This is a genomic window from Rhodococcus sp. IEGM 1306 (assembly GCF_036541985.1).
GTDB classification, from domain to species: domain Bacteria; phylum Actinomycetota; class Actinomycetes; order Mycobacteriales; family Mycobacteriaceae; genus Rhodococcus_F; species Rhodococcus_F qingshengii.
The window spans coordinates 62,512-76,564 of sequence record NZ_JAZHFF010000005.1 but is presented as its reverse complement, the minus strand read 5'-3'; the positions used below and the strand labels follow the sequence as shown (position 1 = coordinate 76,564).

Genomic DNA, 14,053 nt, shown 5'->3' with positions numbered 1-14,053 from the left:
CGGGAGAAAGTCCTGCACAACGAACTGTGGCCCCGGTTCACGAAGAACCGGGGCCACAGAACGGTACAAACTACGCGCGGACGGTCAATCCGACCTTCTGGAACTCCTTGAGATCGGAGTATCCGGCCTTGGCCATCGACCGACGGAGACCACCGACGAAGTTCAGCGAACCGTACGGATCATCCGAAGGACCGCTCAGAACCTGATCCAGGCTCGGACGCTCACCGTAGGAAACCGGAAGAAGCGCTCCACGCGGAACCGAAGGATGAGCCGCAGCGGACGGCCAGTACCAGCCGCCACCCGGCGCCTCGGCGGACACCGCCAGCGGCGTGCCCAGAACAGCAGCGTCGGCACCGCAGGCGATTGCCTTCGCCAGATCACCCGACGTTGCGATGTCACCGTCGGCGATGACGTGGACGTAGCGTCCACCCGTCTCGTCGAGGTAGTCGCGCCTGGCTGCTGCAGCATCGGCGATGGCCGTGGCCATCGGAACCCCGATACCCAGGACCTCACCGGTGGTGGTTGCACCCTCGGTGGAGCCGTATCCGACGATGACACCGGCAGCGCCGGTACGCATCAGGTGCAGCGCAGTGCGGTGGTCACTGACCCCACCCGCGACAACCGGAACGTCCAGTTCGGAGATGAACGTCTTGAGGTTGAGCGGTTCCTGCTCGGTGTGCACGACGTGCTCCGCCGAGATGATCGTGCCGTGGACGACCAGCAGGTCGATTCCGGCCTTGATCAGCTCGGGTGTCAGCGCGCGCGCATTCTGCGGGCTGACGCGAACGGCAGTGGTGACCCCGGAATCACGGACCTGCGCGACCGCAGCGGCCAGAAGACCGGACTGCAGCGGCGCCGCGTGCAACTCCTGCAGGTAACGGATGGCCGCGTCGACGCCACCGTCCTTCTCGGCGATCTCGACGAGACGCCGGAGCTTCTCCTCGACATCGGGGTGACGGCCCCACAGGCCTTCACCGTTGATGACACCGAGGCCGCCGCGCTTACCCAGCTCGATCGCGAAGGTCGGCGAGACCAACGCGTCGGTGGGATGTGCGAGGACGGGAATGTCGAACCTGTAAGCGTCGAGCTGCCAAGCAGTCGACACCTCCTTCGACGAACGGGTTCGCCGGGAGGGAACGATGTTCACATCGTCCAACTCGTAGGTACGTCGGGCCGTTCGACCCATGCCGATCTCAACGAGGTCGCGCACGCGCGCCCCTTTCTCGTGTACTGGTTGCTAACGAGCGGTGTAGTTGGGTGCTTCGACAGTCATCGTGATGTCGTGCGGATGGCTTTCCTTCAAACCGGCCGCCGTGATCTGGACGAACTGAGCGTTCTGCAGGTGCTCGATCGTCGCCGACCCCGTGTAACCCATGGCAGCGCGCAGACCACCGGTGAGCTGATGCGTCACCTGGGAGAGCGGGCCACGGAACGGAACGCGTCCTTCGATGCCTTCCGGAACCAACTTGTCCTCGGAAAGTACGTCGTCCTGGAAGTACCGGTCCTTGGAGTACGACTTGGCCTCGCCACGCGACTGCATCGCGCCGAGCGACCCCATGCCGCGGTAGCTCTTGAACTGCTTGCCGCCGACCAGAATCAGTTCGCCGGGCGATTCAGCGGTACCGGCCAGGAGCGAGCCCAGCATGGCCGTCGACGCACCCGCGGCGAGAGCCTTCGCGATGTCACCGGAGAACTGGAGTCCACCGTCTGCGATGACAGGCACACCGAGCGGCTTGCACGCGGCAACCGCTTCCAGGATGGCCGTGACCTGAGGGGCGCCGACACCGGCGATGACGCGAGTGGTGCAGATGGAACCAGGGCCGACTCCGACCTTGACGGCATCGACGCCGGCTTCGACCAGTGCCAGAGCACCCGCGCGCGTAGCGACGTTGCCACCGATGATCTGAACCCGCTCGCCCAGTTCACGCTTGAGCTTGGCGATCATGTCGAGAACGTTGGACGAATGCCCGTGCGCACTGTCCACCACGAGTACGTCCACACCGGCATCGGTGAGCGCCATCGCGCGCTGGAAGGCGTCATCGCCGGCACCGACTGCAGCGCCGACGAGCAGTCGACCGTCACGGTCCTTGGTGGCGTCGGGATGCTGCTCGGTCTTGACGAAGTCCTTGACCGTGATCAGACCGGTGAGCTTGCCGTTGCCGTCGACGATCGGCAGCTTCTCGATCTTGTGCCGACGAAGAAGGCCCAGTGCTACGTCCGCGGTGACGCCTTCCTGAGCGGTGATCAACGGCATCTTGGTCATGATCTCGACGACCGGACGATTCTGGTCGACCTCGAAACGCATGTCACGGTTCGTGACGATGCCGACCAGCTGGCCGGCGTCGTCGGTGACCGGGAGACCCGAGATGCGGAAGCGAGCGCACTTCGCGTCGACCTCACCCATCGTGTCGGTCGGCTTACACGTGACGGGGTCGGTCACCATGCCGGCCTCGGAGCGCTTGACGGTCTCGACCTGTCCTGCCTGAACCTCGACGGACGAGTTACGGTGCAGAACTCCCATACCGCCGGCGCGCGCCATCGCAATGGCCATGCGCGACTCGGTGACAGTGTCCATCGCAGAGCTGACCAACGGAATCCGCAGACGGATGTCGCGGGTCAGTTGACTGGACGTGTCGACCTGGCTCGGGATGACGTCGGACGCGGCAGGCAACAGCAGCACGTCGTCGTATGTCAGTCCCAGCATCGCGACCTTGTTGGGGTCGTCTCCTCCGGTGTGCACATGTCCTGCAGAACTACTCATGCGGTCAGGACCCTCCATGGACCTAGATTCGCCCAGGGCGACCGCTGTAGCAGCCGCCTCGAAACGGATTACGAAAAGCTGGATATCGGATAGAAGGCGCCTACACGGAAAGAAATTCCTGGCACCTTTTCCCGGCGTTGCACACCATGGTATCGGCTCACTCAAAGGTCCGAACCATCCCACCCACGCTGCGGGTACGCGTAACAAGTGGCGCTGACCCCCCTGACCTGCGTACCGTGGTGCTGTGCGTGATCAACTGCCCCCCGGTCTGCCGCCAGATCCCTTCGCCGGCGACCCAGCTGACCCCTCCGCGGCTCTCGATGCCATCGAGCCGGGTCAACCACTCGACTCCCATGAACGCCAAGCGGTCGAGGAGGATCTCGCTGACCTCGCCGTTTACGAGGCACTCCTCGCTCACCGCGGCATCCGCGGTCTCGTAGTGTGCTGCGAGGACTGCCAACAAGATCATTACCACGACTGGGACATGCTGCGCGCAAACCTGCTGCAGCTCCTCGTGGACGGAACCGTCCGCCCCCACGAGCCCGCCTACGACCCGATGCCTGAGGCATATGTCACGTGGGACTACTGCCGCGGATACGCCGACGCGTCGATGAACGAGGCGATGCACGGCGACGGTTTCGACAGCTGAGCGAAACCTCACCAAGTTCATACGAAAGTGGCCGACAAGCAATTGCTTGTCGGCCACTTTCGTATGAACTCAGATCGGAACGATGCCGATCAGGTCTGGGATCTCAGGGCGGCGGTGACGAGAAATCACCGGACGGCGACGAGGCAGGCGCCAGAGACGTCGTTGTCGTGGTGGTGGTCGTTGTCGTCGTGGTTGTTGTCGGCAACGAGGTCGGCGGCGCCGAGGACACCGAGGTGGGCGGCGACTGCAGCTGTACTCCCGGATCCGGTTTGGTCGAACTCGTCGGTCCGCCCGGGCCCTGTGGACTGACCGGCTTGACCGAGGAGCCAGGAATCGCCGTGATCGAGGTCGACGGTGCAGCAGGCTGAGCACTCGTCGGGGGCGGCGCCAAGGGTGACGTGGTCTCTTGGACCTGCGTCATCAACTTGCCCCAACGCTCGACGAGGTCGGTCTTGTCCTGCGAGTCCTTGACCGCATCGGCACGGTGAGCTGCGTTGTCCAGCACCATCTTTGCCGCAGGAATGTCTCCGGCAGCCAACAGCCGCTCGGCCTTTTCCAGCTCGGAAGTCGTGTCGATCTTCGCAACTGTCGAGTTGGCCTCGTCGGCGAAGACGACCTGCTTGACGCCCCACAGGGCATCGCCGGGCTGGGCGTCGTACGCCATCGCCGTGGCGCCACCGAAGACCACTGCTGCAACTGCTGCAGCGGCGGCGATCGGACGAACCACACGCAATCGAGAACGGGAACGTGAACGCTGACGATCGGAGAAGCCGGACGGCGTCGCTGTGATTGCAGCGATGACATCGTCCAACAACGGACCCTCGGGCATCGGAGTCGCAACGACATCGTCACGCCATTGCGAGAGGATCAACGCAAGTTCGTACTGTTCGGTGCTATCGGTTGCTACCGGCCCACCATTCGAAATGGATTCGATCAGCGCATCGTCACGCCGAACCGCAGCCAAATCCACTGGCGTACCGTCGTCGGCGAGATCACCGAGATTCGAAGCGTCATGCCCCTCGTCTCTAGCCAAAGCTCTCACCTGCTTTCGTCACTTCTTTTTTCAGTTTCGCGATCGCTCTGTGCTGAGCGACTCGTACAGCTCCGGCGGTACTACCGACGGCGACGGCCGTTTCCTCGGCCGACATCCCGACCACCAGGCGAAGTATCAAGATTTCTCGATGCTTCTCCGGAAGTGTGCCGAGAAGTTCGTGCATCTGTCTGCTGGACTCCGAATCGAGAGCTCGCTGTTCGGGACCATCATCCAGTGCTATTACATCCGGTACTTCGGAAACGGGCTCCGACTTGTTACGGGCGGAGCTTCGATGTGCGTCCGCAACCTTGTGCGCGGCAATTCCGTACACAAAGGCCATGAACGGGCGTCCCTGGTCCTGATAACGCGGCAGCGCGGTCATCACGGCCAGACAGACTTCCTGTGCGACGTCGTCAGCGGACAGGTGTCCTCTCTCGGCCGCACCCACTCGACCGCGGCAGTAGCGCACCACCATCGGTCGGATGTTCTCCAGAACCAAAGCTAGAGCTGTACGGTCGCCCTGCGCAGCAGCGGCGACCGCGGTGTCCAACTCATCGCTCGTATTTGTCATCGTCAGCGAAAATCCTGGCGTTACAGTGGCACCTCCCGAGCGGGTGTGCTCCCGCTCTCAGCGGAACCCTCTAAGAGTAACCATCCGGACCGACTGGTCTCCGCATGCCTGCCCAGCAGTCGCGATATCGATACAGCTCCTTCTGGAATGTTCTCCGGAGACTTCGGTGGAGTGGTTACGACAAAGGTAGGAGTGATCCACCACGCATCGCAATCAGATCGCCGATCTCCCGGGCACTCGGTGAGGTTCTCTCACCGCTGACACCTTCGATCAACAGAGACGACGCCCAGGCCAGGGGCAGCAGGCCGTATTGCCGGCACCGCGCGAACACATCTGCTGCCATCTTCACGGCTGCGCTCGCGTCTGTTCCGGTCAGCGCGGCGCTACGCAGCAGATCCGACTTCACGCGGTGCCGCACAGACTCCGATTCCGCTGACAATTCGACGGCGCGCTCTGCGTGTCTGCGGGCACGAGCGAAGTCGCCTCCCGCCAACGCCAATTCAGCAGAGACCCATTCGATCCGAATTTCCTGCCGCCACAGCCCGCCCTCGGCATCCAGACGCGCCCGACATTGCGCCAGCAGGCGCCAGCCGAGCGGGAGCCTGCCACAGCCGAGGGCGTCTGCGGCCAGACCGGTCAGAGCGTCACAGGCAGCCTCTGGATCGCCTGCCAGGCCGCCGACGATCGCCAGTGCGCGCCCGTCCCACGTGGACGCGAGTGCATGGCGTCCGCTCTGGCGAAGAAACGACGCCCTCGTGCTGGCAGACAGAGAGGCAAGAACCCGATCCGAGTGCGTCGAGAACCCGGCCGTGAGCCGATCGAGGACATCCAATGCAGCCCGCGCTCTTGCGTAGTGGCCCTGACCACCCAGCACTACTGCCGTTGTCCACCAATCTCGGGTAGAGCAAGGCGCCGGGAGGCGGTCGAGATCCGGATCCGCACCGAACGCGGCAGACTCGAGGGACCCTGGAAGTGCAGTTGTTTCGTTGGGCACAGGTGATTGAGGGCGCGCAGGTGTCGACACAGGTTGATCATCGCAGCAGCACGAGCAGACATTCGCACGACCGGCGTCACACCAACGATGCCAAAAGTCGCACGAAACACGAAAAGGCAAGTTTGTCGGAGTTAATCAGATATTCAACTGAGATTTGCCAAATGTACTCGTAATGATATTTAACGGGCATATATCCGTGACGTTAACTGCGCATTACTTATTGGACGGATGTCCTAGTTGAAACTTGGGCACTAAGTCCCGAAATGGAGTGCAACCCCGCCCACGCAATATCGGACAAATGACGCAAACCGAGCCGAATGACCGAGTGATTTCGCCGGGCGATCAGCCTCGAACATATCCCTGATCTGTGGGTTTCGCATCTCGAGCTGCCAGGCTTGCCGGCCGCCACCTCGATCGACCCAATTTCGACATCGGCGCAGAACAACGCACGAGGGGCCCGAAATGTAAATATATACTTCGTTAACTCTCGCATTTCGATATATGCCGATCGCCACTGAACGAGCCTATTGACGCGATTTACTCAGCACCCTTACGGTTAGCAAGCGTGAACGATTCAGAAGGCCCGGATAACCTCCGGGCAACTTGGTCCGCTCGTTGATCAACGCGAGCTTGCAGTAAGGAGTCAACATGCCTGCACCGAATCACCTTCCAGGCCCCAACGCAGACATCTGGGACTGGCAGATGCACGGTCTGTGCCGCGGAGTCGACTCCTCCATGTTCTTCCATCCCGATGGCGAACGCGGTAGAGCACGTGCCCAGCGCGAAACCCGCGCAAAAGAGATGTGCCGTCAGTGCCCGGTCCTGATGCAGTGCCGCAGCCACGCGCTGACCGTCGCCGAGCCGTACGGCATCTGGGGAGGAATGTCGGAAACCGAACGTGAACTACACGCGCGCCACCGTCGCACCACCCGCATAGCTTCCTGATACACGTAGGTAGAGCGCACTAGGCCCCCGAGAGTTTTCGGGGGCTTTTGCGTGTGGACGGGACACCGTCGAAAAGAATTTCCGACACGACCCATCCGACCGACGCCCGCCTCCGAATGCCTTCTGACAGTGCACCTCAGCACATCCCTTCAGGAAGGCAGACCCATGAACACCTCTACTCGAGTTCTGGCAGTCACCGCAGCAGCCTCTTTCGCCGTCTTCGGCGTGGTCGGTTGCTCCTCCGACGACAACGATTCGTCGACCGACACGTCCAGCGCCGCCATGACGTCTTCTGCCATGGGATCGAGCATGTCTCCCAGCAGCGCGATGGCGGAGCCTGCTTCCGATCTGGTCGGTGCCGGTTGTGCCGACTATGCAGCCGCAGTGCCGAGCGGCGCCGGATCGGTCAGCGGAATGGCCCAGGATCCGGTTGCCACAGCGGCGTCCAACAATCCGTTGCTCACCACCTTGACCGCGGCGGTCTCCGGCCAGCTCAACCCGGACGTCAACCTGGTCGACACTCTCAACGGTGGCGAGTTCACCGTCTTCGCACCGATCGACTCGGCATTCGCCAAGATCGACCCCGCCACGATCGACAGCCTCAAGACGGACAGCGCCACGCTGACCAAGATCCTCACCTACCACGTGGTTCCCGGCCAGATCGCCCCTGACGCGATCGACGGAACGCACCCCACCGCCGAGGGCGGAACGGTTACCGTCACCGGATCCGGTGACAACATCAAGGTCAACGACGCAACTGTCGTCTGCGGTGGAGTCAAGACCGCAAACGCCACCGTCTACCTCATCGATTCGGTGCTGATGCCGCAGTAGTCCCCACCTGCTGTGCGCCTTTATTAACCCCCCGCGGTTAATAAAGGCGCACAGCGGCCAACGGCGGGCCAAGAGAAAAGAACCGGACATGCACGCTACGGTTGTACGCGATGAAGCGAGACAACTCTTCGTGAGCGAGCCAGACCATGCGTCGGATGCGGCCGACGCATGCCCGACGGACAACTCTGCGGCCCGCACCGCTCGAATCGCGGAATCACGCGAGCTGGCAGTGATCCTCGCGAACGTCGCCGGTGGCGACCAGAACGCCTTTGCCGAGTTCTACGACCGAACCAGCTCCCGCGTCTACGGCATGGTTCTTCGTGTACTCCGTGATCCAGGCTTCTCCGAGGAAGCGGTCCAAGAGGTCTACCTCCAGGCCTGGAAATCGGCCGACAGTTTCGATCCCGCCAAGGGGTCCGCACTCTCCTGGCTTCTGACTCTTGCCCACCGACGCGCGGTAGATCGCGTGCGCTCCGAACAGTCGAGTTCGGATCGACAGGCTCTCTACGACACCACCAATGCCACTCCCGAGTTCGACGTCGTCAGCGACGAAGTGACGCGAAGAGACGAGCATCGTGCTGTCACGGACTGTCTCGAAACGCTGACGGACACTCAGCGCCAATCGGTGACTCTCGCCTATTACGGCGGCCGAACGTACCGCGAAGTGGCTGAAGATCTCGGCGTGGCGATTCCCACGATCAAGTCGCGAATTCGCGACGGACTACTGCGCCTACGTGGATGTTTGGGGGTGATGTGAGATGGACGAAGAGCTGATCGACTACGCGTACGCCTACGCGATCGATGCGTTGGACCTCGACGAGCGCCGTGAGGTCGACAGACGCCTCGCCGCTTCGGACTCCGCGACCCGCGCCGAATTCGACGCGCAGGTCCGACTCACCGCCGAAACCATGGCCGCGATGACCGTCGTCGACGCCGTCGAGCCCCCGCCATCACTGCGTAGTAGCGTCCTCGCCTCGATCTCGGCACAGACGACTGCTGCCGACGCCCCCGTCTCGCTGGCCGAGCGCCGTAATCGTCGACGTCCGTGGACCGTTGCACTTGCCGCGGCAGCCGCAGTCGCAATCCTGGTCGGCGGCATCGGAATCGGACGCACGCTGTCCGACAACACTCCGCCGCAGAACGCAGCGTCCGAAATCATGGCAGCACCCGACGTTCATGCCACGACGCGTGAAATCCCGGGCGGCGGTAGTGCCACGACGCTGTTCTCGCCCTCCGAGGACGCCGCAGTCCTCGTGATGAACGATGTGACTCCCCCGAGTCCGGATACCGTCTACCAGATGTGGCTGGTGCCGGGCGACACCGACGACACCACGATGATCCCGATGGGGACGATGGCTCCGGGCGACGTCAAACCCACTACCCAGGTGGTGCTCGACGGCATCGGCCCGAACACGAAGTTGGCATTCACGGTCGAACCGCCCGGCGGATCGCAGCAGCCCACCAGCGAGCCGTTCGCGACGATCCCGCTCATCTGATCGCCAGACGAAAGAAGAGATCCCCCGCCGGAATCCGGCGGGGGATCTCTTCTTTGTCGAAACTACGAGCAGCGAATCAGTGGCTGTGGCCGTGTCCGGTGTCGGCAACTTCCTCGGTCGGCTTCTCGACGACGGCGCTCTCGGTGGTGAGGATCATGCGCGCGACGGAAGCGGCGTTGACCACTGCCGAGCGAGTGACCTTGACCGGGTCGACGACGCCGTCGGCAAGCAGGTTTCCGTAGGTGAGGGTGGCGGCGTTGAAGCCTTCGCCCTTGGTCATCTCGGCGACCTTGCTGACGACGACGGAACCGTCGATGCCTGCGTTGCTGGAGATCCAGAACAACGGAGCGTTGAGGGCTTCACGGACCACGGCAACGCCGGTGGCCTCGTCACCCGTCAAGCCGAGATTCCCGATCAGTGCCGTACCGGCCTGGACGAGAGCCGATCCGCCACCGGGGACGATGCCCTCGGAAACTGCTGCCTTGGCTGCGTTGACCGCATCCTCGACGCGGAACTTACGTTCCTTCAGATCGGTTTCGGTGGCTGCGCCGACCTTGATGACGGCCACGCCGCCGGACAGCTTCGCCAGACGCTCTTCGAGCTTCTCGCGATCCCAATCCGAATCGGTGTTCTCGATCTCGCGACGCAGCTGTGCGACGCGGGTCGCGATGTCGTCAGCGGTGCCTGCACCGTCGACGATGACCGTCTCGTCCTTGGTGACGACAACGCGGCGAGCGCTGCCGAGCAGTTCGAGGCCGGCTTCCTTGAGGGAAAGGCCGACGTCGGTGTTGATGACGGTGCCGGCGGTGACGACTGCGAGGTCGTCGAGGAATGCCTTGCGACGATCACCGAAGAACGGCGCCTTGACGGCAACGGCCTTGATGGTCTTGCGGATGGAGTTGACCACCAGGGTGGAGAGAACTTCACCCTCGACGTCCTCGGCGATGATCAAGAGCGGCTTGCCGGATTCAGCAACCTTCTCGAGCAGCGGGAGGAAGTCGGGAAGCGAGCTGATCTTCTCGCGGAAGAGCAGGATCAGCGCGTCTTCGTAGACGGCCTTCTGCGCATCGATGTCGGTGACGAAGTAGGGCGAGAGGTAGCCCTTGTCGAACTGCACACCTTCGGTGACAACGAGTTCGGTTGCAACGGTGGAGGATTCCTCGACCGTCACGACGCCGTCGGTTCCGACACGGGTGAGTGCCTCGCCGACGAGCTTGCCGATCTCCTCGTCACGCGAGGAAACGGTGGCGACCTGAGCGATCGACTTCTCGCCCTCGACGGGGGTGGCTGCGGCGAGCAGTTCCTCGACGACCTTGTCGGCTGCGGCGTTGATGCCGACGCCGAGAGCCATCGGGTTCGCGCCCGCTGCGATGTTCTTGAGTCCGCCGCGGACGATGGCCTGGGCCAGAACGGTCGCGGTGGTGGTGCCGTCGCCGGCAACATCGTTGGTCTTGGTGGCGACACTCTTGACGAGCTGTGCGCCGAGGTTCTCGAAGGGATCTTCGAGCTCGATTTCACGGGCGATGCTCACACCGTCGTTGGTGACGGTGGGGCCGCCGAATGCCTTGGCGAGCACGACGTGGCGTCCACGCGGGCCCAAGGTCACCTTGACGGCGTCGGCAAGCTTGTCGACTCCGGCTTCGAGAGCGCGGCGTGCGGTCTCGTTGAACGCAATTTGCTTGGACATCTGTTCTGTCAGCTCCTGAATCTTCGGGGCGTGAACGCATTCCGCCCCGGGATCCTGTGTGGACTCCGGGGCGGATCACGTGTGTCTTACTTGGAGACGACAGCCAGCACGTCGCGTGCCGACAGGATCAGGTATTCCTGGCCGGCGTACTTGATCTCGGTTCCGCCGTACTTGGAGTAGATGACCGTGTCACCCTCCTTGACGTCGACCGGGATGCGGTTGCCCTGCTCGTTGACGCGGCCTTCGCCGACTGCAACGACGGTGCCCTCCTGGGGCTTTTCCTTGGCTGTGTCAGGAATGACCAGGCCGGAAGCCGTCGTCGTTTCAGCCTCGTTGGCCTGGACGAGGATCTTGTCCTCGAGCGGCTTGATGTTGACGCTCGCCACGATGAGCCCTCCACTTTGGGGTATGTGCGTCCGAGGCGATCCTCGGACAGCTGTTTGGGTATGCCGTTTACGGCGCGTCACTGCAGTCCCGTCGTCGCGGGTGCCGGAACTCGATCAGCGCCAATTGGCACTCTATACGTGAGAGTGCCAACCCTCAAGGACTGGGCGCATTTTTCTCTTCGTCCAGAGCGAAACAGGACAGCCGTCCACCACGTTCACCTATTGTTCACTTCGTGACGAACATCAATCGCCGTAGTTTTCTGACCTTCGCCGGACTCGGCGCCGTCGGCGCGGTCAGCCTTGGCAAGCCGTGGGGCCTGCAATACGCAGGCGCGTCGACCATTCCGACGTCCGGTCCCGGCACCACTCTCGAGTCCGTGTCCACCCCCGTCAGCAGCAGCGGCTACACCAAGCTCACCGCCGGGCCCGGTTGGGCGAACATCGTGCGCAGCGAGTTGGCCGAGCCGAAGTCGGGACGCGAGGACCGACGCACCGCGCTCGCCTCACTCGTGCAGTTGACCGACGTCCACATCGTCGACGCCCAGTCCCCCATGCGCTTCGAATACGTCCATCAGATCACCGGCTCGGCGTTCCGCCCCCAGGAGACCTTGACGGCGCACGGGTTGATTTCGCTTGTCCGACGCGTCAATTCGATCGGCAGTGGCCCGCACACCTCGCGCCCCTTCGATGCCGTCGTCACCACCGGCGACAACACCGACAACAAGGAATTCGCCGAACTCGACTGGTTCCTCACCTCACTCAACGGCGGTACCGTCGTCGCCAACACCGGTGCCAAGGACCGCTACGAGGGCGTGCAGAACTCGGGTGCCGATCTCTACTGGAACCCCGAGTCACCGATGCTCGACATGTACAAGAAGGCCGGTTTCCCGGAGATCCCGGACTTCTTCGGTGCCGCTTTCACTCCCGTGTCGAGCCCCGGCCTGAACACCCCTTGGTACTGCGTGTTCGGCAACCACGACGATTCGGTGTCCGGCACGGTGCCCAGCGGCATCCCGCCGCTCGAAGCGATGTACACGGGATCTCTCAAATTCGAGGTGCCCGGTTCACCGGAGCAGGCCAAGCAGATCGACGTCGCCACCAAGTTCGATCCCAGTGCGATTCCCGGAATCCTGTCCGCCTTCACGACGCCGCCGCGCCAGGTTACCCCCGACCCGTCGCGCGCGCCGTTCACGCCCCGGCAGTTCATCGCCGCACATCTCGACCCCGCGCACACCGGTCCCGGTCCCGTCGGGCACGGTTTCGCTCCCGACGCCGGAGAAACCGGTATCGGTTACTACTCGTTCCAGATCGCACCGGGCGTCGTCGGTATCAGCATGGACTCCACCAACCGCGCAGGCCTTGTCGACGGTTCGCTGGGCGCCGCTCAGTTCCAGTGGATCGAGAACACCCTGCGCGCCGGCAGCAGCACCTACTACGACGCCGCGGGCTCTCGTGTCACGGAGTCGCGCAGCGACACGTATTTCGTGCTGTTCAGTCACCACACGAGCGACACGATGGACAATCTCGTTCCCGACCCCGAGAACGTCCTCGAGCCGCGCCTGCGCGGTTCACAGCTTCTCGACTTGCTGCATCGTTTCCCGAACGTACTTGCCTGGGTCAACGGACACACCCACGAGAACAAGATCACCCCGTGGCCCGGCGCGACCCCCGAGCAGGGCTTCTGGGAGATCAACACCGCCTCTCACATCGACTACCCGCAGCTCGGGCGCATCATCGAGATCGCGGACAACCACGACGGAACGGTGTCGTTGCTTGCGACGCTCTTCGAAGCGGAAAGCCCCAATTCTGTCGACTACAGCGACAAGTCGGCGGCCGGACTCGCCTCGCTGTACCGCGAACTGTCGTTCAACGACATCCACCGCGACCCGAAGCTGACGGGTGCCGGCGTCGACCAGAACGTCGAATTGTTGGTCCACACCGGACGATGACTCCGTGTGCCGCAGTGTCCTGGGTGACTTCAGTGTCCTAGGCGACTTCAGTGTCCTAGGTGACTTCTGGTCCGCTCGAAGGCGAGCGGTGCGCTTTCGCCCACGACACTGCGGCAACGACGAATCGAACTCCGAATCCGATCAACACCAGATTGCAGACGATCTGAAGGCTCACGAGTCCCCTGGCAAGGTCCGTCTGTGCAGCGATGTCACCGAAGCCGACGGTCGAGAACACCGACAGCGAAAAGTACAGGGCCGCCATACGCGACAGCGGTTCGGTGAAACTGCCGACGCTCGCATGCTCGACCGAAAAATAGGTGATGGACACCAAGAGTAAGTAGGTCGGCATCACGACCGCCACTGCTTCGACCGCCTGCAGTGAAGGCACATCGGAACGCAGAATTCGACGCACCTGCCAGGTCGTTACGGCAAGCACCGCGGCTCCTCCACCGATCAAGAGGAAAATCGCACCCACGGTGTGGACATCGATCCACGGCAGGAAGAAGTACGCACATCCGAAGGCGATCATCGTCAGCGTGGGTCGAAGCAGTGCACCCCGGATCAGCGTGCGTCGTCGATCCCGGTCGATGTGGGGAGAATCGCCTTTTTTCCGCATGAATCAATGATCGACAATTTCGCAGGTAAAACCACCCTTTCGGTCCGAAAAGGACGTCACGGAGACGAAAAGCACTGAGCAATCCTCACGAACCTTCTGTAACGTTCATATAACGGCGGTCGATTGAACATTGAC

14 protein-coding genes are annotated in these 14,053 nt (G+C 62.7%); 6 read left to right on the top strand and 8 right to left on the bottom strand.

Going from position 1 to position 14,053, the window contains the following annotated elements:
- Positions 1-70: 70 nt before the first annotated feature.
- Both V3587_RS15800 and guaB read right to left on the bottom strand, forming a co-directional pair.
- On the bottom strand, positions 71-1,210 hold the full coding sequence (locus V3587_RS15800; RefSeq protein WP_124566532.1) for a GuaB3 family IMP dehydrogenase-related protein: 1,140 nt from the start codon (positions 1,208-1,210) through the stop codon (positions 71-73).
- Positions 1,211-1,237: 27 nt separating this feature from the next.
- Positions 1,238-2,761: an IMP dehydrogenase gene (gene guaB / locus V3587_RS15795; RefSeq protein WP_020723641.1), complete on the bottom strand. Its 1,524-nt coding sequence runs from the start codon at positions 2,759-2,761 to the stop codon at positions 1,238-1,240.
- 244 nt (positions 2,762-3,005) lie between these two features.
- Between guaB and V3587_RS15790 the strand changes: the two genes are divergently transcribed.
- Positions 3,006-3,410 carry a DUF5319 domain-containing protein gene (locus V3587_RS15790; RefSeq protein WP_095968927.1) on the top strand — a complete coding sequence of 135 codons (405 nt, stop codon included), beginning with the start codon at positions 3,006-3,008 and terminating at the stop codon, positions 3,408-3,410.
- A 103-nt stretch (positions 3,411-3,513) separates the two neighbouring features.
- On the opposite strand, the gene V3587_RS15785 is transcribed toward V3587_RS15790, so the two are convergent.
- The 3 genes from V3587_RS15785 to V3587_RS15775 form a co-directional block, all read right to left on the bottom strand.
- Entirely contained in the window at positions 3,514-4,452 is a 939-nt protein-coding gene (locus V3587_RS15785; protein WP_283376905.1) for an anti-sigma-D factor RsdA, read from the bottom strand.
- Positions 4,436-5,014, bottom strand: coding sequence for a sigma-70 family RNA polymerase sigma factor (locus V3587_RS15780; RefSeq protein ID WP_003940953.1), 579 nt, complete (start codon positions 5,012-5,014; stop codon positions 4,436-4,438). Before V3587_RS15780 ends, V3587_RS15785 begins: the two co-directional genes overlap by 17 nt.
- Before the next feature lie 175 nt (positions 5,015-5,189).
- Positions 5,190-5,888: a hypothetical protein gene (locus V3587_RS15775; protein WP_080961146.1), complete on the bottom strand. Its 699-nt coding sequence runs from the start codon at positions 5,886-5,888 to the stop codon at positions 5,190-5,192.
- A gap of 768 nt (positions 5,889-6,656) precedes the next feature.
- Here V3587_RS15775 and V3587_RS15770 point away from each other — a divergent pair.
- The 4 genes from V3587_RS15770 to V3587_RS15755 all read left to right on the top strand — a co-directional run bounded on the left by V3587_RS15770 (position 6,657) and on the right by V3587_RS15755 (position 9,280).
- Complete coding sequence (locus V3587_RS15770) at positions 6,657-6,953, top strand: WhiB family transcriptional regulator (protein WP_003940939.1); 297 nt, start codon at positions 6,657-6,659, stop codon at positions 6,951-6,953.
- A 165-nt stretch (positions 6,954-7,118) separates the two neighbouring features.
- Positions 7,119-7,784, top strand: a complete 666-nt coding sequence (locus tag V3587_RS15765) for a fasciclin domain-containing protein (RefSeq protein ID WP_007728616.1) — start codon at positions 7,119-7,121, stop codon at positions 7,782-7,784.
- 88 nt (positions 7,785-7,872) lie between these two features.
- A complete protein-coding gene (locus V3587_RS15760; RefSeq protein ID WP_283376904.1) occupies positions 7,873-8,541 on the top strand; it encodes a sigma-70 family RNA polymerase sigma factor in 669 nt (222 codons plus the stop codon).
- 1 nt (position 8,542) lies between these two features.
- Entirely contained in the window at positions 8,543-9,280 is a 738-nt protein-coding gene (locus tag V3587_RS15755; RefSeq protein ID WP_095968924.1) for an anti-sigma factor, read from the top strand.
- A gap of 76 nt (positions 9,281-9,356) precedes the next feature.
- Here the strand turns inward: V3587_RS15755 and groL are convergent, their stop codons facing one another.
- Both groL and groES read right to left on the bottom strand, forming a co-directional pair.
- Complete coding sequence (groL, locus tag V3587_RS15750) at positions 9,357-10,967, bottom strand: chaperonin GroEL (protein WP_003940715.1); 1,611 nt, start codon at positions 10,965-10,967, stop codon at positions 9,357-9,359.
- Between the two features lie 86 nt (positions 10,968-11,053).
- A complete protein-coding gene (groES, locus tag V3587_RS15745; RefSeq protein WP_003940763.1) occupies positions 11,054-11,353 on the bottom strand; it encodes a co-chaperone GroES in 300 nt (99 codons plus the stop codon).
- Between the two features lie 233 nt (positions 11,354-11,586).
- Between groES and V3587_RS15740 the strand changes: the two genes are divergently transcribed.
- A complete protein-coding gene (locus V3587_RS15740) occupies positions 11,587-13,302 on the top strand; it encodes a TIGR03767 family metallophosphoesterase (RefSeq protein WP_124566535.1) in 1,716 nt (571 codons plus the stop codon).
- A gap of 55 nt (positions 13,303-13,357) precedes the next feature.
- Here V3587_RS15740 and V3587_RS15735 read toward each other — a convergent pair whose 3' ends face one another.
- Positions 13,358-13,918: a potassium channel family protein gene (locus tag V3587_RS15735; protein WP_095968922.1), complete on the bottom strand. Its 561-nt coding sequence runs from the start codon at positions 13,916-13,918 to the stop codon at positions 13,358-13,360.
- Between the last annotated feature and the right edge of the window lie 135 nt (positions 13,919-14,053).